23 protein-coding genes and 1 tRNA gene are annotated in these 24,560 nt (G+C 71.9%); 18 read left to right on the top strand and 6 right to left on the bottom strand.

Translation table 11 applies throughout. The features are described 5' to 3' along the window. Nucleotides 1–98: 98 nt before the first annotated feature. Nucleotides 99–1,727 (top strand): flavin-containing monooxygenase, encoded by a 1,629-nt coding sequence (locus BM093_RS13610; protein ID WP_093342489.1) that lies wholly within the window; start codon nucleotides 99–101, stop codon nucleotides 1,725–1,727. A gap of 22 nt (nucleotides 1,728–1,749) precedes the next feature. Here the strand turns inward: BM093_RS13610 and BM093_RS13605 are convergent, their stop codons facing one another. Beyond that, nucleotides 1,750–1,974, bottom strand: a complete 225-nt coding sequence (locus BM093_RS13605; RefSeq protein ID WP_093342487.1) for a DUF2795 domain-containing protein — start codon at nucleotides 1,972–1,974, stop codon at nucleotides 1,750–1,752. 28 nt (nucleotides 1,975–2,002) lie between these two features. Further along, nucleotides 2,003–2,341, bottom strand: coding sequence for a DUF8129 domain-containing protein (locus BM093_RS13600; RefSeq protein ID WP_093342485.1), 339 nt, complete (start codon nucleotides 2,339–2,341; stop codon nucleotides 2,003–2,005). Nucleotides 2,342–2,530: 189 nt separating this feature from the next. On the opposite strand from BM093_RS13600, the gene BM093_RS13595 reads away from it, so the two are divergent. After that, on the top strand, nucleotides 2,531–3,067 hold the full coding sequence (locus tag BM093_RS13595) for a metal-dependent hydrolase (protein WP_093342483.1): 537 nt from the start codon (nucleotides 2,531–2,533) through the stop codon (nucleotides 3,065–3,067). Nucleotides 3,068–3,087: 20 nt separating this feature from the next. On the opposite strand, the gene BM093_RS13590 is transcribed toward BM093_RS13595, so the two are convergent. After that, entirely contained in the window at nucleotides 3,088–3,285 is a 198-nt protein-coding gene (locus BM093_RS13590; RefSeq protein ID WP_093342481.1) for a DUF4177 domain-containing protein, read from the bottom strand. Nucleotides 3,286–3,323: 38 nt separating this feature from the next. Then, nucleotides 3,324–3,974, bottom strand: a complete 651-nt coding sequence (locus BM093_RS13585) for an NUDIX hydrolase (RefSeq protein WP_093342479.1) — start codon at nucleotides 3,972–3,974, stop codon at nucleotides 3,324–3,326. 64 nt (nucleotides 3,975–4,038) lie between these two features. On the opposite strand from BM093_RS13585, the gene BM093_RS13580 reads away from it, so the two are divergent. Beyond that, entirely contained in the window at nucleotides 4,039–4,986 is a 948-nt protein-coding gene (locus BM093_RS13580; RefSeq protein ID WP_093342477.1) for an ADP-ribosylglycohydrolase family protein, read from the top strand. Nucleotides 4,987–5,100: 114 nt separating this feature from the next. After that, entirely contained in the window at nucleotides 5,101–6,006 is a 906-nt protein-coding gene (locus tag BM093_RS13575; RefSeq protein ID WP_093342475.1) for a PfkB family carbohydrate kinase, read from the top strand. Nucleotides 6,007–6,079: 73 nt separating this feature from the next. On the opposite strand, the gene BM093_RS13570 is transcribed toward BM093_RS13575, so the two are convergent. Both BM093_RS13570 and BM093_RS13565 read right to left on the bottom strand, forming a co-directional pair. Beyond that, on the bottom strand, nucleotides 6,080–7,471 hold the full coding sequence (locus BM093_RS13570; protein WP_093342473.1) for an LLM class flavin-dependent oxidoreductase: 1,392 nt from the start codon (nucleotides 7,469–7,471) through the stop codon (nucleotides 6,080–6,082). A 285-nt stretch (nucleotides 7,472–7,756) separates the two neighbouring features. Continuing rightward, on the bottom strand, nucleotides 7,757–8,623 hold the full coding sequence (locus BM093_RS13565; protein ID WP_093342471.1) for an LLM class flavin-dependent oxidoreductase: 867 nt from the start codon (nucleotides 8,621–8,623) through the stop codon (nucleotides 7,757–7,759). A 118-nt stretch (nucleotides 8,624–8,741) separates the two neighbouring features. Between BM093_RS13565 and BM093_RS13560 the strand changes: the two genes are divergently transcribed. The 14 genes from BM093_RS13560 (at nucleotide 8,742) to mobF (ending at nucleotide 24,396) form a co-directional block, all read left to right on the top strand. Then, a tRNA-Ile gene (locus BM093_RS13560) sits at nucleotides 8,742–8,816 on the top strand. A gap of 113 nt (nucleotides 8,817–8,929) precedes the next feature. Next, nucleotides 8,930–10,168 (top strand): tyrosine-type recombinase/integrase, encoded by a 1,239-nt coding sequence (locus BM093_RS13555; protein WP_093342469.1) that lies wholly within the window; start codon nucleotides 8,930–8,932, stop codon nucleotides 10,166–10,168. Nucleotides 10,169–10,230: 62 nt separating this feature from the next. After that, nucleotides 10,231–11,472 carry a helix-turn-helix domain-containing protein gene (locus BM093_RS13550; protein ID WP_093342467.1) on the top strand — a complete coding sequence of 414 codons (1,242 nt, stop codon included), beginning with the start codon at nucleotides 10,231–10,233 and terminating at the stop codon, nucleotides 11,470–11,472. After that, nucleotides 11,469–12,035 (top strand): flavoprotein, encoded by a 567-nt coding sequence (locus BM093_RS13545; protein ID WP_218162761.1) that lies wholly within the window; start codon nucleotides 11,469–11,471, stop codon nucleotides 12,033–12,035. Before BM093_RS13550 ends, BM093_RS13545 begins: the two co-directional genes overlap by 4 nt. Nucleotides 12,036–12,453: 418 nt before the next feature. Further along, entirely contained in the window at nucleotides 12,454–12,714 is a 261-nt protein-coding gene (locus BM093_RS13540) for a hypothetical protein (protein WP_093342463.1), read from the top strand. Then, a complete protein-coding gene (locus tag BM093_RS35095; protein WP_143105372.1) occupies nucleotides 12,711–13,283 on the top strand; it encodes a hypothetical protein in 573 nt (190 codons plus the stop codon). Before BM093_RS13540 ends, BM093_RS35095 begins: the two co-directional genes overlap by 4 nt. Nucleotides 13,284–13,658: 375 nt before the next feature. Next, entirely contained in the window at nucleotides 13,659–14,240 is a 582-nt protein-coding gene (locus tag BM093_RS38185) for a WhiB family transcriptional regulator (RefSeq protein WP_342742997.1), read from the top strand. Next, nucleotides 14,237–14,752, top strand: coding sequence for a hypothetical protein (locus tag BM093_RS13525; RefSeq protein WP_093342459.1), 516 nt, complete (start codon nucleotides 14,237–14,239; stop codon nucleotides 14,750–14,752). The genes BM093_RS38185 and BM093_RS13525 overlap by 4 nt, the downstream gene beginning before the upstream one ends. Further along, complete coding sequence (locus BM093_RS13520; protein ID WP_093342744.1) at nucleotides 14,752–16,632, top strand: type IV secretory system conjugative DNA transfer family protein; 1,881 nt, start codon at nucleotides 14,752–14,754, stop codon at nucleotides 16,630–16,632. Before BM093_RS13525 ends, BM093_RS13520 begins: the two co-directional genes overlap by 1 nt. Next, nucleotides 16,629–17,150 (top strand): hypothetical protein, encoded by a 522-nt coding sequence (locus BM093_RS13515; protein WP_093342457.1) that lies wholly within the window; start codon nucleotides 16,629–16,631, stop codon nucleotides 17,148–17,150. Before BM093_RS13520 ends, BM093_RS13515 begins: the two co-directional genes overlap by 4 nt. Beyond that, on the top strand, nucleotides 17,147–17,824 hold the full coding sequence (locus tag BM093_RS13510; RefSeq protein ID WP_093342455.1) for a hypothetical protein: 678 nt from the start codon (nucleotides 17,147–17,149) through the stop codon (nucleotides 17,822–17,824). Before BM093_RS13515 ends, BM093_RS13510 begins: the two co-directional genes overlap by 4 nt. Next, nucleotides 17,821–18,921 carry a hypothetical protein gene (locus tag BM093_RS13505; protein WP_093342453.1) on the top strand — a complete coding sequence of 367 codons (1,101 nt, stop codon included), beginning with the start codon at nucleotides 17,821–17,823 and terminating at the stop codon, nucleotides 18,919–18,921. Before BM093_RS13510 ends, BM093_RS13505 begins: the two co-directional genes overlap by 4 nt. After that, a complete protein-coding gene (locus tag BM093_RS13500) occupies nucleotides 18,918–19,814 on the top strand; it encodes a hypothetical protein (RefSeq protein WP_143105371.1) in 897 nt (298 codons plus the stop codon). Before BM093_RS13505 ends, BM093_RS13500 begins: the two co-directional genes overlap by 4 nt. Before the next feature lie 232 nt (nucleotides 19,815–20,046). Further along, the gene (gene mobF / locus BM093_RS13495; RefSeq protein WP_245773502.1) at nucleotides 20,047–24,396 is read left to right on the top strand and encodes a MobF family relaxase; all 4,350 of its coding nucleotides are present in this window, start codon (nucleotides 20,047–20,049) and stop codon (nucleotides 24,394–24,396) included. Nucleotides 24,397–24,560: the final 164 nt, after the last annotated feature.

Raw genomic sequence — 24,560 nt, 5'->3', positions numbered from 1 at the left:
CGACATTGCCTACCGGTCGTCCGTCAGGCACATTCAGGTGACGGGCGTCACGACGAGGTGGCGTCCCCGAGTGCTGCACGCACCTGCGGAGGTTCGTCATGACCGACCAGTCCACCGACACCCCCGACCTGGACGCGATCGTCATCGGCGCCGGGATGTCCGGGCTCTACATGCTGCACCGGCTGCGCGACACCCTCGGGATGCGCGCGCTGGTGGTGGAGCGGGCCGACGACGTCGGCGGGACCTGGTACTGGAACCGCTACCCGGGCGCGCGGTGCGACTCGGAGAGCTACTTCTACAGCTTCTCCGACCGGCTCTCGGAGGACCTGCTGCAGGAGTGGACGTGGAGCGAGCGCTTCGCCGGGCAGCCGGAGATCCTGCGCTACCTGCAGCACGTCGCGGAGCGGTTCGACCTGCGCCGCGACATCCGGTTCGGCACCACGGTGACGGCCGCGACCTGGGACGAGGACGGCACCCGCTGGCTCGTCGACACCGACGACGGCCGGCGCACCTCGGCCCGCCACCTGATCACCGCCGTCGGCTGCCTGTCCACCACGAACCTGCCCGAGTTCCCCGGCCGGGACAGCTTCGCCGGCGAGAGCTTCCACACCGGGGCGTGGCCGCACGAGGGCGTGGACTTCACCGGCCGCCGGGTCGCGGTGATCGGGACCGGGGCGACGGCCGTGCAGGCCGTACCGGAGATCGCGGCGCAGGCCGAGCACGTGCACGTCCTGCAGCGCACCCCGAACTACGACATCGCCGGCGGCAACCGCCCGATGACCGAGCAGGACGCCCGCGAGATCAAGGAGAACTACACCGACATCTGGGCCCGCACGCGCGAGACCGGGTTCGGCTTCCCCTACGACGCGCCGGAGCGCACGGCGCTCTCGGTCGGCGACGAGGAGCGGCGGCAGATCTTCGAGGAGGCGTGGCAGCGCGGCGGGTTCCGGCTCGGCACCACGTTCAACGACCTGCTGCTCGACGAGGCCGCCAACGACACCGCGTCCGAGTTCCTGCGCGAGAAGATCCGCGAGCGGGTCCACGACCCGGCGGTGGCAGAGCTGCTGTGCCCGTCGGACCACCCGTTCTTCACCAAGCGCCCGCCGCTGGAGAACGGCTGGTACGAGACGTTCAACCGGTCCAACGTGACGCTGGTCGACGTTCGGTCGAACCCGATCGAACAGATCGTCCCGACCGGGGTCCGGACGGCGGAGGCGCAGTACGACGTCGACACGATCGTCTACGCGACCGGGTTCGACGCGATGACCGGGACGCTGTTCAAGCTGGGGATCCGCGGAGCCGACGGTGTCCCGCTCGCCGAGCGCTGGGCGGACGGCCCGCGCACCTACCTGGGGGTCGCGGCCACCGGGTTCCCGAACCTGTTCATGATCACCGGGCCGCAGAGCCCGTCGGTGCTGTCGAACATGCCGGTGTCCATCGAGCAGCACGTCGACTGGATCACCGATCTGCTGCGGCACCTGCAGGAGAACGGGCAGGACCGGATCGAGCCCTCGGAGGAGGCCGAGCAGGGCTGGATCGACCACCACGACGAGGTCAGCGCGGCGACGCTGCTCCCGCGGGCGAACTCGTGGTGGGTCGGGGCCAACATCCCCGGCAAGCCACGCCGGCTCTACCCGTACGTCGGCGGGGTCGGGGTGTACCGGCAGCTCTGTGACGACGTGGCGAGCAAGGACTACGAGGGTTTCGTGACGTCCGCGGCGAGCTGAGGCCGGAGCCGGGCGCGGCGGGTCACCGCTCGGTGCCGCCCGGCCGGGCGCCCTCGGGCTCCTGCGGCACCGCGTCGACCACCTGGTCGAGGGAGTCGTAGGTGCCCTCGGGCAGCGAGCGCAGGGCCTCGAGTGTCTTCTCGTCGGCGTCACGGCCGAGGGCGTAGTCGAGCACCTCCTGGCGGGTGCGGGGGAAGTCGGCGCCCTGCAGCGCCTTGCCGGCGCGGAGATCGTCGCGGAAGGTCATCGGTCCTCCTCGGCGGTGGTGCGGTGGCTCAGCGGATCGGGCGGTTCGGTGTCTGGGCCGCGACGCCGTGCCGCAGCGGCTGGTTGTTCTGTTCCTTGTGCCGGTCCTCGACGGGCGAGCCGCGGTCCGGGGTGGACGGGACCTCGGGCTGGGCGCCGGCCGGGTCGCCGCCGCTCGGTTCCGCGGCGCCGGAACGCAGGTCCTCGAGCCGCCGCTCGAGCAGCTGCACGACCTGGATGCGGTTCGCGTGCCCGCGCTCGTGGTCCAGCAGGCGGTCCACGCCGTCGGCGTCGAGCGTGCGCACCCGGTTCGCCAGGGCGTTCTCCGGGAGGTGGTCGTAGTCGGGAATCGGAAGCTCGTCGGTCATGCCCGACGGGTTCCCGGTGTGCGGCGGGCGAATCCCCGGATCCCCAGGCGTGTCGTGCCGTCACCGTCTGTGACGACTACGTAGGGTGGCACCGGCCCGCCCGGCCGCCGTCCGCATGGCCGGGACCGGTTGCGCGCCGTGTCACCGACGCCGACCCCGGGAGAGCGACACCGCCGTGATGACCAGGTGATGGGCCGTACCCACGCGTTGTCCGGGGCGGTGCTCGGGCTGGCCGTCTGCACGGTCGTCCCGCCGCCGCCGATCCTGGTGCCGGTGGTCGTCGTGGTGTGCGCGCTGGCCGCGTTCGCCCCCGACCTCGACCACCCGTCGAGCACCGCGTCCCGGGCGCTGCCGCCGATCACCTGGGCGCTGTGCCGGATGATCCGGTGGGTGTCGAAACAGGTCACCGGGGTGTCGCACCGGGGGCTGTCGCACTCGCCGGTGTTCGCGGCGCTGGTGGGGCTGCTCGCCTGGTGGGGGACCGGGTTCCTGCTGCCCGGGGACACGGCGGTGTGGACCGGGGTCGCCGCGGCGGCCGGGTGCTGGATCGGCGCGATCGGCGACGAGCTGACCTCGGCGGGCAACCGGTTCGCGTTCTGGCCGCTGGTCGGGATCCGGTGGCCGGACGTCCTGCGGTTCCGGACCGGCGGGACCGGGGAGCACGTCGTCGTGGGGCTGCTCGCCGTCACCGGGGTGGCCCTGGTGACGGGGAGCTGGGCCTGGTGACGCTCGTCACACTGCCGTTGTCAGCGCTGCCGTTCGAAGGTCACCAGGATCCCGTCCACGCCGCCCGGGCCGATCCGGCCCTTCACCTCGGTCGAGGTGATCGCCTTCAGCTGCCAGCCCTTGGCCGCGTGGTCGTTGAGGATCCGCTCCAGCTTGTCGCCGGACATCTTGCCGCCGATGAGCCCTTCGCGGAGCTCGACCACCGTGTACTCGTACATGCCCTGACAACGGTGGCGGTACCGGTCGGGGTTCCCGGTCAGCGCCGGCGGAACGTGCGGGCCGGTTTCCCGACACCGCCCGCGCGGACCTCGCCCGTCTCGACCAGGTGCGGCGCGGTGTGCCGGCGGAAGGTGTCCTTCTGCAGGCGCTCGCCGAGCACGGCCTGGTGCACCTGCTGCAGCTCCAGCAGCGTGAACTCCTCCCCGGCGAGCCGGGCGGGGTCGGGCAGGCGGTGGTAGAGCGCGCGCACGTGGGCCACGGCGGCCGTGACGACGCGGTCGTGGTCGTAGGCGAGGGTGTGGGGGAGCTCGTCGACGGCCACGAGCACCCCGCTCGTGGCGGCGATCGCCTCCGGCGGGACCAGGTCGACGTGCGCCACCGACAGCACCCGGCCGCGCGGGTCGCGGCCGGGGTCGTCGAACACGGCCAGCTGCCGGGGTTCGTGCCCGCGGACGTTCACCTTGGCCCGCAAGGCCCGCAGCGCGGCCTCGCGCAGCGTCTCGTTCCGGTCGACGTGCAGGAAGGTGCCGGGCAGGGCCGGTCGCCCGTGCTCGTGCGCGCCCGGCCGGTCGTGCACGACGACGGCGAGACGTCCCTCGGGATCCAGCGTCAGCAGGGCGACGTCGACCGCCACCGAGGGCTGCGCGTAGTCGTCGAGCCGGTTGCCGTGCTCGTCGCTCCAGACCACGCTGGACAAGTTAGCGCAGTAGTGCTCTTATTTGTTAGCGCGAAGGTGAGCTAATGGAGGCGTCATGGATCGGGACGCGAGGGACCGGGCGGCGGGCACGCTGCTGGGCGCGGCGTGCGGGGACGCGCTGGGGGTGCCCTACGAGTACGGCTCCCGTCCGCTCGCCGGGGAGCCCGCGATGCTCGGCGGCGGCCTGGGCGACTACGCCCCCGGGCAGTGGAGCGACGACACCGAGATGACCTGCGCGATCGCCCGCGTCGCCGCGGCGGGTGCGGACCTGCGCACCCCGGACGCGCTGGACGCGATCGCCGACGGGTTCCTGGAGTGGTTCGTGACCGGCCCGCCCGACGTGGGCGTCCACACCCGCGCGGTGCTCACCGGTCTGCGCCCGGGGCCGGGGTCGTCGGCGCGGATGCGGGACCGGGCCGTCGAGGTGCACCGGCGCACCGGCCGCAGTGCCGGGAACGGGTCGCTGATGCGCACCGCGCCGGTGGCCCTGGCCCACCTCGCCGATCCGGACGCGATCGTCCAGGCGGCGCACGCGGTCAGCGCGCTGACCCACCACGACCCGGTCGCGGGGGAGGCCTGCGCGTTGTGGTGCCTGACGATCGACCACGCCGTACGCACCGGAACCGTCGACCTGCGGGCCGGGCTCGCCCGCGTGGATCCGCAGTGGACGGCCTACCTGGACGAATCGGTCGCGCAGCCGGCGAGCTCCTACGCGCGCAACAACGGCTGGGTCGTCGCCGCCCTGTTCGGGGCCTGGGCGGCGGTACAAAATGCGTCGTCCTACGCCGACGGTGCGGTCGCCGCCGTCCGCGGTGGCGGGGACACCGACACCGTCGCCGCGATCGCGGGCGCCCTGCTCGGGGCCCGATTCGGCGCCTCGGCGGTACCGCAACGTTGGAGGACGGACGTGCACGGGTGGCCGGGGCTGCGCGGGGACGACCTGGTCGCGCTGGCGGAGGCGACGACCGAGGGCCGGTCGAAGCGGGCCCGCAGGTGTGTGTGACAGCCGGCCCGGAGCGGTGCCGGGCGCGGGTGGTGGTGCGGAACGGGCCCGCACCGGGTAGGCGGTGCGGGTGCGGCGCATTTCCGGCGCCGCGGAAGGCGAGGTGCCGAACCGGTGGGTGGAGTCGCGGTCGTGGGCCAGCTCGCGCGGGACCTGGTCCTGCGGATCGACGGGCTGCCGGAGGCGGGCAGCGCGGCGGCGGTGACCGGCCGCCGGGAGCTGCTGGGCGGCAAGGGCGCGAACTGTGCGGTCGCGGTGGCGCAGCTGGGCGCCCCGGTCGCGCTGGTCGCGGCGGTCGGGGACGACGCCGTCGCCGACGACCTGCTCGTGCAGGCCCGCGACAGTGGCGTGGACACCTCGGCGGTCGTGCGACGGCGGGGCGCGTCGACCGGGCTGATCGTGGAGTGCCTGGAACGGGGCGGGGCGTGGCGCTACCTGGAGGACCTTCCGGAGCCGGTGCTGGTGCGGGCCGGCGACGTCGCCCGCGCGGAGCCCGTGCACACCGCCGACACGGTCGTGCTGCAGGCCCAGCAGCCGGGCGCGGCGCTGCTCGAGGCCGCCCGGGCCGCCCGTGGCCGCGGCGCGCGGACGGTGCTCGACGGCGCACCCGACGCCGAACACGCCGACGAGCTGCTCACCCTGGTCGACGTGCTCCGCGCGGACCCGGCGGAGGCCGGCCTGCTGACCGGCGAGCAGCCCGAGGACGCGCGGCCCGCGTTGAGCGCGGCCCGCCGGCTGCGACGCCGCGGGCCGGGGCTGGTGGTGCTCGGGGCGGAGGGCGCCGGCAACGTCGCCGTCTGGGACGGCGGGGAGCGCACCGAACCGCTCGCCGAGGTCGACGTCGTCGACACCACCGGGGGTGGGGACGCGATGACCGCGGCGCTGACCGTCGCGCTGCGGGCCGGGCACGGGCCCGGTCGCGCGTTGCGGGCCGGGACGGCAGCGGCCGCGGACACCGTCGGACGGGTGGGTGGACGGCCGTCGTTGACCCCTGCCGTGCTGGACGGCTACGAGGGCTGATCCGGGCCCGGCGACGACGTGGTCAGGGCTGACGACGTGGTCAGGCCGACGAGGCGGTCAGCCGACTTCGTGGTCAGGATGCGGCCCCGGGAAGCCGGCGCCGGTGGACGGCGGCGGGGTGGTCGTCGCGGACGCGCTTGTTCCCGACCCCGTGGAGACGCTCGCGAACGGTCGTCGACTCGTCGTAGTCGTTCCAGTAGCGGCCGCGGCGCTGGAGTTCGGGGACGATGAACTCGGCGAAGTCCTCGAAGGTGCCGGGGGTGACGGCATAGGCGAGGTTGAAGCCGTCGATGTCGGCGTCGTCGATCCAGCGCTCGAGCTCGTCGGCGACGGTCTGCGGGGAGCCGACCAGGACGGGCCCCATCGCCCCGATGCCGACGAACTTGGCGACCTCGTCGGGCGTCCAGGTGCGGTCCGGGTCGGCCTTGGAGAAGATCTCCAGTGCGAAGCGGGCGGAGTCGGTGTCGACGTACTCCAGCGGCTGGTGCGGGTCGAGTTGCGAGAGGTCGATGCCGGTCACCCCGGCGTAGAAGGCGAGTGCGCCCTCGTAGTCGGTCCAGGACAGCATCTCCTGGTACTCGTCGTGCGCCTCGCGGTCGGTGGCGGCCGTGACGATCGTGATCTCGGTGAAGATCTTGACGCTGCGCGGGTCGCGGCCCTCCTCACCGGCGATCCGGCGGATGTCGTCGACGTAGGTGCGCAGGGTGGTGGTGGTCGGGGCGACGGTGAACACCGCCTCGGCGTGCCGCGCCGCGAACGCGCGCCCGCGCGGCGAGGTGCCCGCCTGCCAGATCACGGGGGTGCGCTGCGGCGACGGCTCGGACAGGTGGATGCCGGGGACGGTGAAGTAGGTGCCCTTGTGACCGATCTCGTGCACCTTCGACGGGTCGGCGTAGACCTGGTTCTCGCGGTCGGCGACGACGGCGTCGTCCTGCCAGGAGCTCTCCCAGAGCTGGTAGCAGACGTCGACGACCTCCTCGGCGATCTCGTAGCGCTCGTCCTGGGAGATCTGACGTTCCAGGCCCAGGTTGCGGGCCGCGCCGTCGAGGTAGCTGGTGACGATGTTCCAGGCGACGCGGCCCTTGGTCAGGTGGTCGAGGGTGCTGAAGCGCCGGGCGAGCGCGTAGGGCTGCTCGTAGGTGGCCGAGACGGTGACGCCGAAGCCGAGCTTCTCGGTGGCGGCGGCCATGGCCGAGATCTGGATGGTCGGATCGTGCACCGGGACCTGCATCGCGCGGCGTACCGACGCGTCGTGGGAGCCCTGGTAGGTGTCGTAGACGCCGAGCACATCGGCGATGAACAGGCCGTCGAACTTCGCGGCCTCGAGCGTCTTCGCCAGGTCGACCCAGTAGTCGAGGTCCTTGTAGCGGACCGACTGGTCACCGGGCCGGGCCCACAGCCCGGGGGACTGGTGCATGATGCACGACATGTCGAACGCGTTGAACTGAATGCGGCTCGTGGCCATGGTGACGGGGGTCCTTCGACGCGGAGGGACCGCAGGCCCACGGCCCGCGGTGGCTAGTCAGAGCGACGAAGGACGACAGGTGTAGGCGGGGGTCCGCATCAGGTCCACGTGTCGACGCCGGGTTCCGAAGAAGCCCGACCCCAGCATCGTTCCTCCACAACCCGGCCAGGCATGACTCCACGCCACGATCCATCGCTACTACACGGGCGGACCGACCCCGCGGTCAAGCCGGCAGTGGCGCAGGTCACGCCCGGGTGAGCCGGGGTGCGGCGGCGGCCCGAGCCGCTACCTCGGGCCCCGCAGCACCGGCCGCGGCCGCAGCAGCGGCGGGAGATCGTCGTCGGGCTCGGCCGGCTGCAGCGCCGGCGCCGGATGGGCCGGACCGGCGACGCCGAGGAACGGCCGTACGTAGTGCGCGGTCCGTTCCAGCACCTCCCGGTGCACGTCGGCGGGGGCGGTCGAGGGTTGCGCCTGCACGACGACCTCGCCGGCCCACGGCAGGGCGGGGTCGGCGAGCAGGTCGTCGATGATCCGGCCGATGGAGTGCCCCGCCGGCAGCGGCCGGGACAGCGCGACCCGGGGCACCCCGCGCGCGTAGGTCCAGTACCGGGCCAGGTCGGGTACGACGCGGGCGTCGGCGGACGGCGGCATGCCGGACAGGAGCCCCAGCCCGCGGGCCGCGGCGGCGTCCACGGCGGACGCGGTCGCCCACCAGGTCCGCTGTTCGGCGAGGGCGGTGGGGAGCAGCTCCAGCAGCACGTCGAGGGTGGCGACGGTGTCGGTGTGCCGGTCGTCGTAGCGGCGCCCGAAACGCTGCGACGCCGTGGCGTCCGCCCCGGCGCCGATGCCCAGCTCGAGGCGCCCGCCGGAGAGCGCGTCGAGCACGGTGGCGTCCTCGGCGAGGCGGCGCGGGTCCTCGAGGGGCAGCGCCACGACCGCGGTGCCCAGCCGGATCAGCCGGGTCCGCTCGGCCACGGCGGCCAGCAGCACCAGCGGGGAGGGCAGCCGTCCACCCAGGTGGCCGTCGTGGTGCTGGGCCACCCAGAACGAGTCGTAGCCGAGCTCCTCGGCCCGTACGGCGAGCTCGACGGTCTCGCGGTATGCCCGCGCGGGGTCGTCTCCCGTGACGTGGGTGAGGTAGCCGAGCCGCATCCGGGACAACCTAGACAACGGCCGGCGTTCCCGGTCGGGTGATCCGGTCGCGAACCGTCGTACTCCCGGCAGGGACGCTGCAGCAGGAGCGGTCCGGTCCGCTAATCTCCGAGGACGAGCGGCGGTAGCTCAATTGGTCAGAGCAGCGGACTCATAACCCGTCAGGTTGCCGGTTCGAGCCCGGCCCGCCGCACAAACCCCCAGTTCATAGCCTTGCTGTCGACACAGACGACGTCGTATGGTGATCAGGCCACACGGAAACCCCACGGAAACTATCCGTGGGCACGCGCGACGGACGGTTTATGGATGGCGCGACCACCGCTGCCGATGGGAACTCACGGCGGGATATGGATCAAGCAGCGCGCGGGCTCCCGGGCCGGAAGCTACGTCGCGCGCTGCAGATTTCGGGACTTCGACGGCGTCACACGCTGGATCGAGCGTGCCGGCTCGACGAAGGCGGCGGCGTCACGCGCCATCCAAGATGAGATCCGCACTCGTACTCGCAGCGTCGCTGTCGCGCCGCTGCGGCCGGAGCACACGTTCGAGCGTGCGGCTGAGCTGTGGCTGGTGAAGCTCGACGCGCAGGTCGCCGACGGCGCCCGTGCTGTGACGACCGCAGATCTGTACCGGCAGCGATTGCGGTCGGTGATCCTCCCGGCGATCGGGCAGTGGCGGCTCTATGAGTGCACAGTGTCGCGCTTCGACGGGTTCTTCGCATCGCTCTCGCCGCGGCACAGCGCCGAATCTCGCAAGACGGTACGCACCATCGTTTCGCTCATTTTGCGTGTGGCCGCGCAGCATGAGGCGATCCCGGACAACCCGGTCCGCCACCTCGATCCGATCGAGAAGGGTTCGCGGAAGCCACGCGCCCTCACCGGTACCGAGCGACGCCGGTTTCTCGACTGGATGGCAGGCGCATCGGAGAATGTCGAGGAAGCGCGCGAGCAGAAGAAGGCTCGTCGGCGGGACCTCCCCGAAATCGTGACTTTCATGATCGGTACCGGCGTCCGGATCGGCGAGGCGCTCGGGGTGCGCTGGTGCGACGTCGACCTCGAGGGCGTGCCCGTGGTCGACGGTGACGCGATGCGCGCCGTCCCGATTGTTGCGATCACGGGCAACATCGTCCGTCATCGCGGGAAGGGGCTGCAGCGACACGATGGCAAGACGGAAACGTCACTTCGCATTGTTCCTCTCCCGCAGTTCGTCGTGACGATGTTGAGGAACCGTGAGAACCATGGTCCGGAGGTTCCGGTGTTTCCTGCTGCGTCCGTGGACGGAGGGCTGGGGTGGAAGGACCCCAACAATATGGCTACCTATATTCGAGATGCCCGCAAATCCGCCGGAATGGACTGGCCGGTCACCAGCCACACGTTCCGTAAGACGGCGGCGACGATCTGGCACGACTCCGGAATTCTCACCGATCGGCAGAAGGCGGATCTCACCGGTCACGCCAAGATCAGCACGCTGACCGACATCTATGTGGCTCGCGGAGAGCTGCACCCGGCCGGAGCCGCTGTCATGGACGCGGCGTGGGCGGATTCCTGATGTCCACCAGGGCAGCTGTGCGACAGCCCGTTCGGGACGCCGGGGCGCGGTAGCCTGAAGTGATGCGCGGAGCGGGTGACGAGATGCAGATCGGGGAGCGGATCGCGTTCTACCGGCAACGTCGCGGCTACACGCAGAGCCAGCTCGCCGGCCTCGTCGGTAGGAGCACCGACTGGCTGAGCAAGATCGAGCGTGGCGAGCGGCAGATGCGCCGTGTCGATCTCCTGACCGAACTGGCCCGCGCACTGCGGGTCACGCTCGGCGACCTCATGGGACAGCCCGTTCTCATGGAGGAGGACGAGGAACGCGACGACATCCCTGCTATCCGCGACGCGCTCATGGCACCCGGCCGGCTCTCTCGGGTCCTGTTCGCCCCACCGAGCGATGGGCGGCAGCCCGATCTCGCTCGCGCCGAGCAACTCGTCGAGTTCTTGTGGGCCGACTACCAGCGCGGACGGATCGGCGAAGTCGTCGAGCGGCTCCCACGGCTCATTCGCGCGGCCCAGCAGCTCGAAGACGCCGCCTCCGATCTCGACGACGGAGGCCGCCGGCGGGCGTGGGCGATGTCCGCCCGCACCCATCACCTGGCCGCGACCACGCTGAGCAAGGTCGGCGAGGCCGACCTGTCGTGGATCGCCGCGGAGCGAGCGATGAAGGCAGCCGACGAGGCCGACGACGCACTCGTGCTCGCGTCCGCGGCGCGGGCCGCCACACACGCGCTACTCGCCGTCGGCCGCTACGACGACGCCCTGAGCCTCGGTGAGACAGCGGCGCACTGGTTGGGCCCGCAGGTCGCCGCCGGAGATCCGAACGCCCTGAGCCTGCTCGGAATGCTGCATCTGCGTACCGCGGTCGCGGCCGCTCGTCGCCAGGACCGGGCCGTCGCGACCGAGCTGCTCGGGCACGCCGAGCAATCGGCGACCCGACTCGGCGAGGATGGCAACTACTGGCAGACCGGGTTCGGGCCGACAAACGTCGAGCTCCACCGGCTCTCGGCCGGCCTCGATCTCGGCGACATGACATGGGTCGTGCGTCGAGGCGAGAACGTCGACGTCGCTCATCTCCCGGCCGAACGCCAGGTGACGCACCTGATCGACCTCGCGCGTGCGCTCTCCTACCTGGCCCGCGACGATGACGCGGTGGATCTCCTGCTCGAGGCCGAGCGCACGGCACCTGCCCTCGTCCGGCACAGCGCCGTTGTGCGCGAAGCGGTCAAGACGATGCACCGCCGCGCCCCGGTTTCCACTGGTGCGCGGTCATCCCGGCTGCTCGCTCTCGCCCAGCGCTGCCGGGCGGTCCGGTGACCGACGACCGGCCGGTCATCGGCCTGGTCGCCACCGCCGTCGGCGGGGTCGACACGATTCGTGACTCGTTCATCGGCCCGGCCCTGGAACGTGGATGGCGCGTGGCCGTCACTCTGACTCCCACAGCAGGCAGCTGGCTATCTGACTCTGGCGAGCTTGCGGAGCTGGAGACGGCGACCGGGCTGCCAGTACGGGTCGCACCGCGAGGTCCTGACGAGCGGAGCCCGCATCCACCCGTCGACTGCTACGTCGTCGCGCCCGCCTCGGCGAACACAGTCGCCAAGCTCGCCCTCGGGATCGCCGACAACCAGGCGCTCACGACAGTCGGTGAGGCCATCGGCAATCCGGCCACCCCGGTCGTGGTCTTTCCCCGCGTGAACGCAGCCCACGCACGGCACCCGGCGTGGGAACGGCACCTCACCACGTTGCGCGCCGGCGGTGTCCACTTGATCTACGGGCCGGAGGTCTGGGCACTGCACGAGCCTCGTCAAGCTCCACCAGATCGCAAAATCCCGTGGGACACAGTTCTCACACGCGTTGACCGGGTCATCGCCGATAGCTAGTTTTGATGATCAATCGCGATCGCTGAGGGACCCGGACAGTTTGTCCGGGTCCCTCGCGCATTCCGGGGTTCTCCTGTGGTCGCACCGCTTCACCGGTGCCTGACACACGAGGGGAACAGATGTCCATTCACGATCGCGAATCTCTACCCGAGCGCTCGTTACCACGACAGCGCTCGCTACTCCTCACCGTCGAGGAAGTCGCCGAGCTGTGGTTCGGTGCTGTAGGTGAGGGTGGGTCCGCCAGCTCCAACTGCCAGAAGATCCGACGGCTGATACCGGACGTCCTGCCGGCCCGTCGAATCGGGAACCGGTGGTACATCAGCCGTACCGTCGCCGAAGAATGGACTCGGGAGACCGATCCGGCCTCGGTCATGGCACACCCGGACAGCCGCGAAGCCCGCGCCGGGCGGACTGCGTGATGGGCAGCGTCGGGGTTCTGTTGCTGATCACGATCATCGGTGCTCTGATCTGCGCGAAAGCGCGATCGGCCGGTGGCGCGGTGGTGTTCTCGCTGCTTGCGCTCGTCTTGTTTCTGGCGACGCCGGTAGGTGCCGGCCTTCCCGGCGCGGTATCGACGTTCGTGTCGGCGTTCGACCGGGCCGCGACACCAGCCCTGAACGACACGCAGCCGGCCCAGACCGGCCCGGCGGTCGCCGAGAACGGGGGCGGTGACCGATGAGCGCGGCAGCCGGAGGGCAACCCGAGGAGTTCGCCCTCAGGGCCGGGTGGGCCGAGAGCACGGATGGCCCCGTCATCGGCGAGACGGCGAGCCGTCCGGCCCGAGTTCAGCACGGCCAGTCTCCCCGTCAAGGGCGCTGCGCGTCGCGGCGCGACCGGCCGGCGGCCGGCCCTGGACGGCGAGCCTCCGAGGCAACGCGCGCCTCACGGCGCGGTGGCGGGGCAGACGCCGCCACCCGGGGCCGGGTCGACCGGCTCACCTCAACTGAGCGGGAGATCAGCGTGGACACGATTACCAAGCACAACACGATTCCCGAGCCGAGCGACGGTCTGCTCGACCTGACCGAGCTCGTGTGCCCGGGCTGCTGGGACCCGGTGGTGGATGGACCGCCGCCGGGTTGGCCGGCTCGCGCCGGTCGAGCCCCCGACTTCTCCCATCCGGACGGATCGGTGCTCTGCCCGGACGAGTACGGCCGGATCGGGGAGCCGATCGAGGCGGATGGGCTGCGCTACGGGTTGACCGATACCGGTGCCACGGCATCGCTCGACGAAGCCCGGTGGTCACAGTGACCCCGAGCACCGGCGGCAGGTACTGGAGCCGGCAGTAAAGGTGGACGAGGTCGACCGGCGGCTTCTGCGGGCGGCCGGGCGGACAGACCTGTTGCAAGTGTTGGTCGACCACGACTGCCCAGTCGTGGGCCGGTGCCCGACGTGTCAGTGGGCGGTGACCTCGGCGCGGAAGGGGTGCCCCTCGCGGGTGGTCGCCCTGTGCCTGCTGGAACGTCGTCCGTTACCGGGGTGGCTGGCCCACCTTGCCGGGCGGGTGCCGGGAGCCCGGACGCGGCGGGACCCAGAGGTGGATCGACACGCCGAGCGCGAGCGCGAGGACGCGTCACCGGGTCTGTTCGAAGCGCCCGCACGGATGCCGGAGCGCGGGAGGAATCAGTGAGCACGCGCAGGACACAGACCGAGGTGGTGGATCGGCTCGGCGACGGGTTCTTGGCGGGACACAGTCGCCGGGCCGCTCTACCCGCAGATCAACAGAAGGCAGGCGAGATGACCACCGTACGATGCGACGACGCCCGGGGCGATTGCGGAGACTGGCGGTCGCGGGCTGCCTGTCGTGGCAGCGAGCCGGAGACGTTCTTCCCGACCGCCGCCGGGGGACCCGAACTGGCCCGGGCGGAGGCTGCCGCCAAGCGGATCTGTACCGGTTGCCCGGTGCGGACCGAGTGCCTGGCCTGGGCGATGGAGGTGCTGCCGTTCGGGATCGCAGGCGGCTTGAGCGAGGCCGAGCGCGCCGAACGTCGCCGTGCCACTCGAACACCGCGGCGACGTGGTCTCGGGCGCGGTGTGGCGATGGCAAAGGCGCATCGGGCTTCGCCGGGTCGGGATGCGGGGCTGGCCGCGCTGGCGGCCGGCGGTGACCGGACACAGGTCGCGATCGACTGCGGGGTGTCGCGGCGAACAGTGGACCGCTGGGCGGCCGCTCTGGTCGCCGAGGCGCCGGCCGGGGGTGCGCGATGAGCCTGTTCGGGGGACCTACCGAGCGTGAGCGCCTTGCCGGGCAGATCCGCCGGCAGATCCACCGGCTGGCCGTGGCCGCCTTCGGCGCGGTCGAGGTGTGGACCCCGATAGCCGGGACGAGCATGACCCGCCCGACTGTCGACGACCCATCGGCCGGAATCCGCGCGGCGCTCCTGACGCGCAATGCGGCAGAGGCGGCAATCGTCGACTATGCCCGCGAAGCCCGCTCCGCGGGCCAGTCATGGGGGGAGATCGCTACCGCGCTCGGCATCGGTGAGGACGAGATTCTCCCGCCGGTAGGGGAGCGCGCGTTCGACGAGGTCACCGGCCGCGTCGATTCCCACACCCAGACCGACCTGCGCTGGATCTGCGGCATCTGCGAGCAGCGGGTGACTGATCTCGGCCCGTCCGGAGCGCACCCGAACGATCAGGAACGCGGACATTCCGAAACGTGTTCCCGTTGTGTCACCGAGATCGTGGCATGGCGCGAGCGGACGGGACGGGCCGACTGATGGGTGTTCTGTTCAGCTCCACAAGCCTCGTGCTGGCGTTGTGTGCCGGCGGTGCCGTGCTGGCGCTTGCTCGTGGCGCCCGGGCGTTGGCTGTCGGCCTGGCCGCGGTCGCAGTGCTTCCTGCGGCGACGATCGTGACGGCCTTGTCCTGGCCCGCGCTGGCCGCGGTCGTCGGCTTGGCCGGAGTTTTCGTGTGGCACCGATGGTCGCGCTCGTCGGCCACGGTGTCGCGGTGGGCGTCGCGGACGCGGCGGAAGGCCGGTGTCGCCTCCGGTGTGGATATCGCCTGTCACGCGGGCACGCTCGCGGTGCGTCGTCGGCGGGCCACGGTGCGTCCATCGCTGGCTGGGCTGGGCCGCTGGGGGCGGCTGCGTGTCGCGACGACCGCGGGGGCGGTGGAGCTGTGCCGGGTCGGGGTGCAGCGGGTGTGGGCGCTGGTCGAGGACGTGGTGATCGTCGTCGGTGGCCCGCGGACCGGGAAGACCGGCTGGCTCGCAGGCCGGGTGCTCGACGCCCCAGGTGCGGCGTTGGTGACCTCGACCCGCACGGATCTGCTCGAGTTGTGTGCGCCGCTGCGCCGGCGCGATCGGGGCCCGGTGTTCGTGTTCAACCCTGCCGGCCTCGGCGACCGCGCTTCGACGATCACCTTCGATCCGTTGACCGGCTGCAGCGATGCGGTGACGGCGACCGAGCGGGCCACCGACATGCTCGCCGCGGTCGCCTCCGGCACGAGCGGAGACCGCGAGTTCTGGGATGGTCAGGCCCGACGCGTCCTGGCCGCGCTGCTGCACGCCGCCGCGCTGGGCGGCAAGCGGATGGCCGACGTGTTGGGGTGGGTGGCCGAGCCGGACACGGCCGGCCGCGAGGTCCCGGCGCTGTTGCGGCGTTCGGGGGTGGCGGCGTTCGAGCAGGACGCGATGCAGTTCTTGACCACGAACGAGCGCACCCGGTCGTCGATCACTTCGAGTGTGATGCCGGCGTTGGGGTGGCTGTCGCATCCGGCCGCGGCCAAGGCCGCCGAGTCCGGTGACGGGTTCGACGTCGCGCGGCTGCTCGACGATCGGGCGACGGTGTTCCTGCTCGGTGCGGAGGAGGCGCAGACTGCGCCGCTGGTGTGTGCGTTGACCGGGCACATCGCCCGCGAGGCCCGCCGCATCGCCACCGGCCAGTCCACGGGCCGGCTGGACCCGCCGCTGGGGCTGTTCCTCGACGAGGCCGCCCTGATCAGTCCCGTCCCGCTGGAGTCCTGGACCGCGGACATGGGCGGACGGGGTGTGACGATCCTATGTGCGTTCCAGTCCCGCGCCCAGCTGCTGGCCCGGTGGGGGGAGCACAAGGCGGCGACGATCCTGAACAACACCGCCGCGGTGATGGTCTTCGGCGGCACCCGGGACAAGGCCGATCTGGAGTTCTGGTCGACCCTGGCCGGGGAGCGCGACGAGCGGGTCGTCACGACGGACCTGCATGGTCGGGTCGCCTCGCGCACGGTGCGGAAGGTGCCGGTGCTGGCCCCGGCGCAGATCGCGAACCTACCCGCGGGACGGGTGGTGGTGATCCGGCGCGGGATCGCGCCGGTGATCGGCCGGGCCCGGATGGCGTGGCGCCGCCGGGACGTGCGGGGGTTCGAGCGGAGCGTGCGGCGGGTCGATGTGCGTGCGGCGCGGGCGTTTCGGTGGGCGCGGCTGCTCGTGTGGCGCGACGACCTCGCCCAGCTCGGGCTGGGCGCGCTCGCCAGGTGGTGGCCGGATCGGTTTCGGGAGCGGTTCGAGCGGCGGCGGGATGCGAATGCGATGTTCCGCGAGCTGGCCGTCATCCACGACCAAGCCCCGGCGCGGGCCCTTCCGGCCGCGGCTGACGATGACGAGGGGGCGGGACGGTGAGCCGCCGCCCGCGCGTGCACGAGTCCGACGTCGCGGACCTGCAACAGCGGCTGCAGGAGCTGCTTTCCGCCCGGGGTGCGGCGTCCGAGGAGGAGATCGCCCGGTACGAGGCCGACCGGGAACGGGTCCTGGATCTGATCGGGGACCAGCTCCGCGAGCAGCGTGACTACGACGCATCACGGCGCCGCCTGCGCGCCCAGATCGAGCGCGACGACTCAGACGGTTGGTTTGCCGACGGTTACGACGCCGCGCACCAGGCCCACCTCGACGCCCTCGCCCACGTCGACGACGACAGCGATCCGCAGGCGGGCGAGGAGACCGAACGTCGAAGGTTCGAGTCGGTCGTCAGTGCTCCGTATCGCAGGAGCGACGACGCGACCACGGACCTGGCATCGGTTGAGCGCCGGATCGGCGACGTTCACGGCGCTCTGCTGATCGAGGACGCAGTCGCGGCCCGGGCGGAACCGCCGACGATCGGTCAGCGGGTGCTCGACGACGAAGCGGGGCAGGCGCGGTGACCGGGCCGAGGATCCCGCCCGCGCCGGACAGCGGCGCGCCGGGTGACCCGATCCCGAGCCTCGCGCGCGAGCTCGATGTGGTGCGCCGCCGGGTCGACACCCTTGCCGAGGCGACCGAGGGGTTGCCGGGGCGGGTGGAGGAAATCGCCGGGTTGGTGGCGAAGCTGACCGATGCGCTGGCCGCGGTCACCGCGCGGCGCAGCCCGGAACCGGCGCCGTCGTGGCTACTCGCCCCCTCCGACCCCGACGAACTCCACGCCCTGGTCGAGGAGCTGGGGTCGTGGCTGGCGACGGTGTTCCTGCGCTACCCGGACGGTGCACAGGTGTTACCGGAATGCTGGTTATGGCACCCGGACGCGGTCGAAGAACTGTTGTGGCTGATGCACGCCTGGTGCGCGGCGTACCAGGGCGCCACCGCGTCGGTGGGGGCGGCGGGGGACTGGCATGACCGCCAACGCCCCGGCGTCGTCGCGCGGCTGCGCAAGTCGGTCGGGTCGTGTTCGATCGAGCGCCACCAGCCCCGGCCCGGCTGGTCCGAGGTCCCGTCGTCTCCGGCCGAGGTTCCTGGCCTCGGGCACACCGGACGGATCGTCGGCTGGTGGGCCACCGGCCGCGATCAGCCTCCGCCCGAGCCAGCCGGATTCCCTGAGGCGTCCGGGGGTGGTCTCGGATGAACCCCCGCCACGACCGCGAGCGCGTGGGCTATCTGCGCGGGATCGCCGACACGGTGCGCGGGTTGGTCGCGGTGGCGCGGGCGCGGAAGGCGGACCTGCGCGCGCTGCGGCAGGTCCCGCATCAGCTGAAATCGGCGAAGGCCGAGGTGCTCCTCGACCGCGCCGCCGAACTGGACTCGTTATCCCGGACGGCGCGTGCCCAGTTCCGTAACGCGGTGGTCGGCCGTAGTGCTGATCACGCCGGGCAGAGGGGCCGGGCCGCGGTGGCGGCCCGGGCTGCGCAGATGGCCGACGACGCACTCGAGGCCTACCGGCACGCCGCCGGCACTCCGGCGTCATGGAATCGCGAACCCCGCTCGCACCCCAGGGCCGACGCAGCATCCGATGACACCGACCGAGTCACCGCCGACGCCGACCGCGCCACCCGCGGCCGGGACAGCGCTTCGAACGACAGGGATTCGGACGAGGCCGGCACCGGACTGGATGACGATCCAGGGCCGCCCTGGGAGACCGATGCTGCGGCGGTCGTGCCGGATCGTGCGACACCGCTGGCGAACTGGCCGCTGTGGCAGGACGCCCAGCGGGTCCGCGACCCCGATCTGGTCGCGTTCTCCGCGGTCGTGGACGAGGTCGTCGCCGACGCTCCGGACAGCGCCGAGTGGGGTCGGTGGTTCGACGAGAACGACTCCCTGGCCATGCTCGTCGAGGACGTGCTCGAAGACCGCCGCCGCGACACCGAGTACCGGGTAGTCGGGGACAACGGGCTCGACACCGACGATCGCGCCGACAGCGTCACCGACCTCGACGCTGGACCGCGACACGAGGACCCGGTCGCCGAGCCCACCATTGACGACACCGCCGGCGGGACCGACGAGGAAGCGCCCGCGAGTCCTGCGGTGGTACCGGACCCGCTGGAGCAGGCCCGCCACGCACTCGATGGAATCGCCGCTGATCTGGCACGTGACCGATGGGACAGCGATCCCCGGGGCTGTGACCGAGGCGACTCCGCCGCCGACCGCGACGGTTCCGGGCACGATCCCGATGACGGCGACCACGGCCGCTACGACGGCGACGATGGTCGGGCGGACCCGTGGTGAGCGCCGGTCGCACCCCGGAGCGGGGCAGGCCGGGGCGGTGGTCGCGGGCGGTGGTGTGGCTACCGGGTCTGGCGGTCGCGCTCGGGGCGGCGGTCGCGACCGCGCACGGGTTGTTCGAGGTCGCCGTCGCCGCCCGCGTCCCGGCCGGGATCGCGTGGATCTACCCGCTGATCACCGATGGGCTCGCATTGGTCGCCTACGCCGCCACCGCCCGCCTGCAAGGTTCCGCGGCCCGCTACGCCTGGACGGTGGTCGTGGTCTCCGCCGGCCTATCGGGGCTGGCGCAGGCGGTCTACCTCGCCTCCGACGCCGTCGCGCTCGGCGACGGGCTGGCGGTGAGTCCGGCGTTGCGCTTCGGTGTGGGTGCGTGGCCCGCGGTGGCTGCCGCGGTCGTGGCGCACCTGCTCTACCTACTCGCGGCGGACCGCCCCGGCGCGGGCGACTGCGACCGGACCGCTGGTCGTGTTCGAGTGGTCGGTGGTGTCCGGTCGGACGCCCGGACGGCATCGGACACCCAGGTCGGGTTGGACGCCGGACACTCGCCGTGGGCGGTGCTCGACGGTCCGGTGATCCCGCCGCCGGAGCCGCCTGTGTCCGACCGGCCGGACGCGGCCGGACCCGTGTCCGGCGCCCCGCGCCCGTCCCGCACCACCGACACGACCGGAGCATCGTCGGCGACCGAGACCCCGGCCCGGGACCGAGCCCGGGACGCCGCGCAGCGCCACCGGTTCCTCCACGGTGCGCTCCCGACCGTGCGCGAACTTCAGGCACTGGCCGAGGTCGGCCGTGGCACGGCCGCCGACGCCCTCAAACAGCTCCGCGAGACCCCGCAGCCGGCCTCGACCGGGCTGCACCTCGTCACCGACGACCCCGAGACCAGGACCCAGCGATGAGCTCGAGCACCCGCAACCGACCCGACAACCTCAGCGCGAGCGACGCGACCGAGCACACCTCGAGATCCGAGCGCGACTACTCCGAATGGATCAACAGCAGATCAAGATCAAGGCGATCACACCGAGGCATCACGATCCGACGGGGCGGGCCGGCCTCCGGCCGGCGACTCCGCAGCACACACGCTATCGATCTCCAGTGTCGCTATTCCATGATCGCTTCGGGAGGGGCGGGGTGCTGAGGATCGCGACCGGTTACAGCCCGGAGTACTTGTTGAAGGAGGTCGCGACCGGGCGGGAGAACTACTACACCGGCGCGGTCACCGAGGGCGAGCCGCCGGGGCGTTGGTGGGGTGCCGGCGCCGAGCAGCTCGGCCTCACCGGGCTGGTAGACGCCCAAGATATGCGGGCGCTCTACGAGCGGTTCCTCGATCCGCGCGAGGACGGGTTCAGTGATCCGAAGCGATGGGACGAGGTGCCCACGCTGGGGCGCACCGGACGCAAGTACGTGTCCGAGGAGGATCTGTACGCTCAGGCGCTGGACGGGGAGCCGGACGCATCCGCCGAACGCCGTGCCGAGCTCCGGACAGAGGCCGGCAAGGCGGCCCGGCACAATGTCGCGTTCCTGGACGCGACGTTCAGTGTGCAGAAGTCGGTGACGCTGCTGCACACCGCGTTCGAGAGCAAGCAGGTCGCCGCGGGTCGCGCCGGCGACGAGCAGAGCGCGGCTGCGTGGGGGCGGTTCCGTCAGGCTGTTGAGGACGCGATCTGGGCCGGGAACAACGCCGCGCTGGCGTATCTGCAGGATAGGGCCGGGTACGTGCGCGTCGGTCACCATGGCGGTACTGCGGGTCGGTGGGCTGATGCGCACGCGTTCACGGTCGCGTCGTTTTTCCAGCACGACTCCCGTGACCGGGATCCGCAGTTGCACATCCATAACGCGGTCCTCAATCGTGTCGAGGGTCCGGACGGGGTGTGGCGGACCCTGGACTCGCGGGCGATCCACCGTTGGCGTCCGGGTGCGGCTGCGATCGCCGAGCGCACGACCGAGGAGCGGATCGCGCACGCGCTCGGTGCACTGTGTGTGACCCGGCCGGACGGTAAGGCCCGTGAGATCGTCGGTGTCAGCGCCGAGGCAATGAGTTTGATCTCCACTCGCCGGCATGCGGTGACGGCGAAGCAGGCCGAGATGATGGAGGCGTTTGAGGCCCGCTTCGGGCGAGTGCCGAACAGGTTGGAGCGCGACCGCCTGGCCCAGGAGGCGACTCTGCTGACCCGGGCGGGTAAGTCGCACGACGGCGAGATCCGTGCCGAGTTGCTCGACCGGGTCCATCGACGGCTGCGTGCCGAGATTGTCGGTGGTCTGGACGGTGTCGCCGACACCGCTCTGGACGCTCGCCGAGAGGGTGTGGAGCCGATGGCGTTCAACCCGCAGGTGGTGATCGAGGTTGCGTTGGCTGATGTTGCCGAGCGTAAGTCTGGCTGGACCCGTGCGGACCTGGTCCGTGCGATCAACACCGCGCTGCCGGACTATCTCGGTGCGCCCGATGGCGGTGAGGTGACGCTGCTGCTCGAGCAGCTCACCGACCGCGCGCTCGAGCACGCGGTCCCGATCGAATCTGAGCGCCCCGCGGCGGAGTTGCTGCCCGACCAGCTGCGGCTCGCCAACGGCGAGTCGGCCTACCTCGCACCGGGTGGGCGCGTGTACTCCACACCGGACCAGGTCCGCTCCGAACGAATCCTGCTCGCGGCCACGGCTGCCCGCGACGGTGCCGCGCTGAGCCCGCAGGCCGCGGATCGGTTCCTCGACCGCCTCCGCGCGCAGGGAGTCGAGTTGGGTGCTGACCAGGTTGCCGCCGTGCGCGGCATCCTCGCCTCCGGCGCCCGCGTCGAAACACTCGTCGGTCCGGCCGGGACCGGGAAGTCCTATGTCGTGGGCACGCTCGCCCGTGCCTGGACCGACCGCGCGCTGCGCTCCGATATTACTCCGGGGCGGGTGTTCGGCCTGGCGACCAGCCAGGCTGCCGCCGACGTGCTCTCGGGCGAGGGCCTGACCGCGCGCAACGTCGCCGCGTGGCTGGGCACCCAGCAGCGGCTCCACACCGGCGCGGCCGAACAGAGGTACCGGGCCGACGACGAGGTCTGGCGGCTGCACGACGGCGACCTGGTCGTCGTCGACGAGTCCGCGATGACCGACACCGCCGCCCTGTCAGCCATCCACCACCACACCGAGCAGGCCGACGCGAAGCTGCTACTGGTCGGCGACCACCGCCAGCTCGCCGCCGTCGGCGCCGGCGGCGGGATGGAGCTGCTCAGCGCGGCCGGACCGAGCTATGAGCTCACCGACGCCCGCCGGTTCACCCAACATTGGGAACGCGACGCCAGCCTGCGCCTACGGGCCGGCGACGAGACCGTGCTGCGCACCTACCACCAGCGAGGCCGGATCATCGACGCCGGCACCCGCGAATCCGCGCAGGACTCCGCCGCCCGGGCGTGGATCGCCGATACCCTCGACGGGCACCGGTCGCTGTTGCTCGTCGACACGAACGACCAAGCCGCCGAACTCTCGGCACAAATCCGTGCTGAGCTGGTCCGGCTCGGCCGAGTCGAGGAGCATGGGGTGCGGCTCGGGCTGCAGGGTAGCTATGCTGGCGTCGGTGACCTGGTGCAGGCACGCCAGGTCGCCTGGCATCTGCAGGGCTACGAAGGCAACCAGCGGGCGCCGCGCAACCGTGACGACTTCCGCGTCACCGCGCTGCGCCTTGACGGCGCGATGGAAGTGACCACCGATCTGACCGGTACCGCCGAGGGCCAGCGGCTCGTGCTCCCCGCCTCCTACGTAGCCGAACACGTCGTGCTCGGCTACGCCGCCACCGTCCACACCGCCCAAGGCGCGACCGTCGACACCACCCACTGCGTCGCTACCGCGCGCACCAGCCCGAACGCGCTGTATGTCGGTATGACGCGCGGGCGCAGCACCAACACCGCCCACGTCGTTACCCGTACCGCCCCCGACGACCCCGCTGACGGAAGCGCCGCGCGCCACGAGCTGCACCGCGACCCGGTCGCCGTCCTCGCCACCGTCCTCGACGGCGGAGACCAGGCCACCGCGAAGTCCTCGCTTGCGATCGCTGCCGAGTCCGCCGACGAGTCCGGCAGCGCCCGCACCGCGGCCGAGCTGTTCGCCGATGCAGCCCAGCTGGCCGCGACCGAGCGCACCGCCCGCTCGCTCGACCGGCTCGTCACCAACGGCACGCTCACCGCCGGCCAGCACGCCCGCATCGCCGCCGAGGACGGCACCATCGCGCTGGCCCGCCTCCTGCGCCGCGCCGAGATCGCCGGCCACGACCCCGACCGGGCACTCACCGACGCGATCGAGCGCGGCCAGCTCACCGGCGCCCGCAACCTGTCCCACGTCGTCTACTCCCGGATCCGTAACACTCACCGGTTCGATCCCGTCGGCGATACCTGGACCGACTGGATCCCGCGCACCGACAACCCGGCCTGGAACGACTACCTCACCGGCCTCGCCCACGCCGCCGACCAGCGCTCTGCCCAGCTCGGCGTCGCCGCGGCGGAAGACCCACCGCGCTGGGCGACCGACGCGTTCGGCGAAGCACCAGCAAACCTGGTCGACCGCACACGATGGGAGGGCGCCGTCGGCCGCATCGCCGCCTACCGTGAGGTCCGCGGCCACGACGACCCCATCGAGGCTCTCGGTGCGGCACCACAACCCAGCCAGGTCGAACAGTTCGCCGCCTACCGGGCCGCCTGGCACGCGCTCGGGCGACCGGAGATCGACCGCGAACACCGGGAACTGTCCAACGGCCAGCTCCGGATGCGGATCCGCGCCTACGAACGCGAACTGGCCGCCGCGCCCCGCTACGTCGCCAACGAGCTCGCCGGCACCCGCCAAGCCGCGGCCGACCACCACCACACCGCGGCCGTGCGCCGCGCCGAGGCCCAGGCGGCGACCAGCGACGAGAAGCAGACACAACTACAGGCTGCCGCAGCCCAGTCAGCCCGCATCGGCCAGCTGCTCAACCAACGTGCCGAGCAGCTCCAGCAGGTCGACGACGCCCGCACGACCTGGCTGGTCCACACCAGCCAGACCCGACTCCAGGCCGAGCTGTCCACAGCCGAACTCTCCGCCCGCGACGCCGACGACGACCCGCACGACCGGATCACCGCCGCCGAGTGGAAAGCAGCCCACCAGGCCGCCGTAGCCGAGGACGAACGGCACCGAGAGATCACCGAAGACGACATCGACCTCCACGAACAGGACCACCCGATCATCGCGCCCGCCGCGGACGCAGCGGACACCAGCCACCGCGACCTGCGTGAGATCGCTGCCGCTGAACCAGCTGCAGTGCTCGAGGACATCGTCCGCGTCCCCGACGCCGACGAGACCGCGCACAGCATCCACCACGCCGGACGGGTCCTCGACGAAATCCTCTACCGCGACAGCGCCAACACCACCGAAGAAGCCGACCACCGCGGCGAGAACCAAGAGCGCTGGCACCGCGACGACCACGACGACGCCACCGAGTACGAGATGGCCAGCCAGAGTGGCAGTGACGTGTGATCAGGCCTGGGGAGCCGACCAGAGCACGACGGCGCCCCGTCCTCGTCGAGCGGTGGCGGCCCTTCATGGCGCCACGCCCAGCGCAAGGTCGCACGGATGCCCTCACACCAGCCCGGCCGCTGTTTGAGCCTCCGGTTCTGGGGGCAGCACCGGGCCGGTTCGCC

It is taken from the genome of Pseudonocardia ammonioxydans (assembly GCF_900115005.1).
Taxonomy (GTDB): domain Bacteria; phylum Actinomycetota; class Actinomycetes; order Mycobacteriales; family Pseudonocardiaceae; genus Pseudonocardia; species Pseudonocardia ammonioxydans.
The sequence above is the reverse complement of the archived record's forward strand: the minus strand, read 5'-3'. Positions and strand labels throughout refer to the sequence as shown.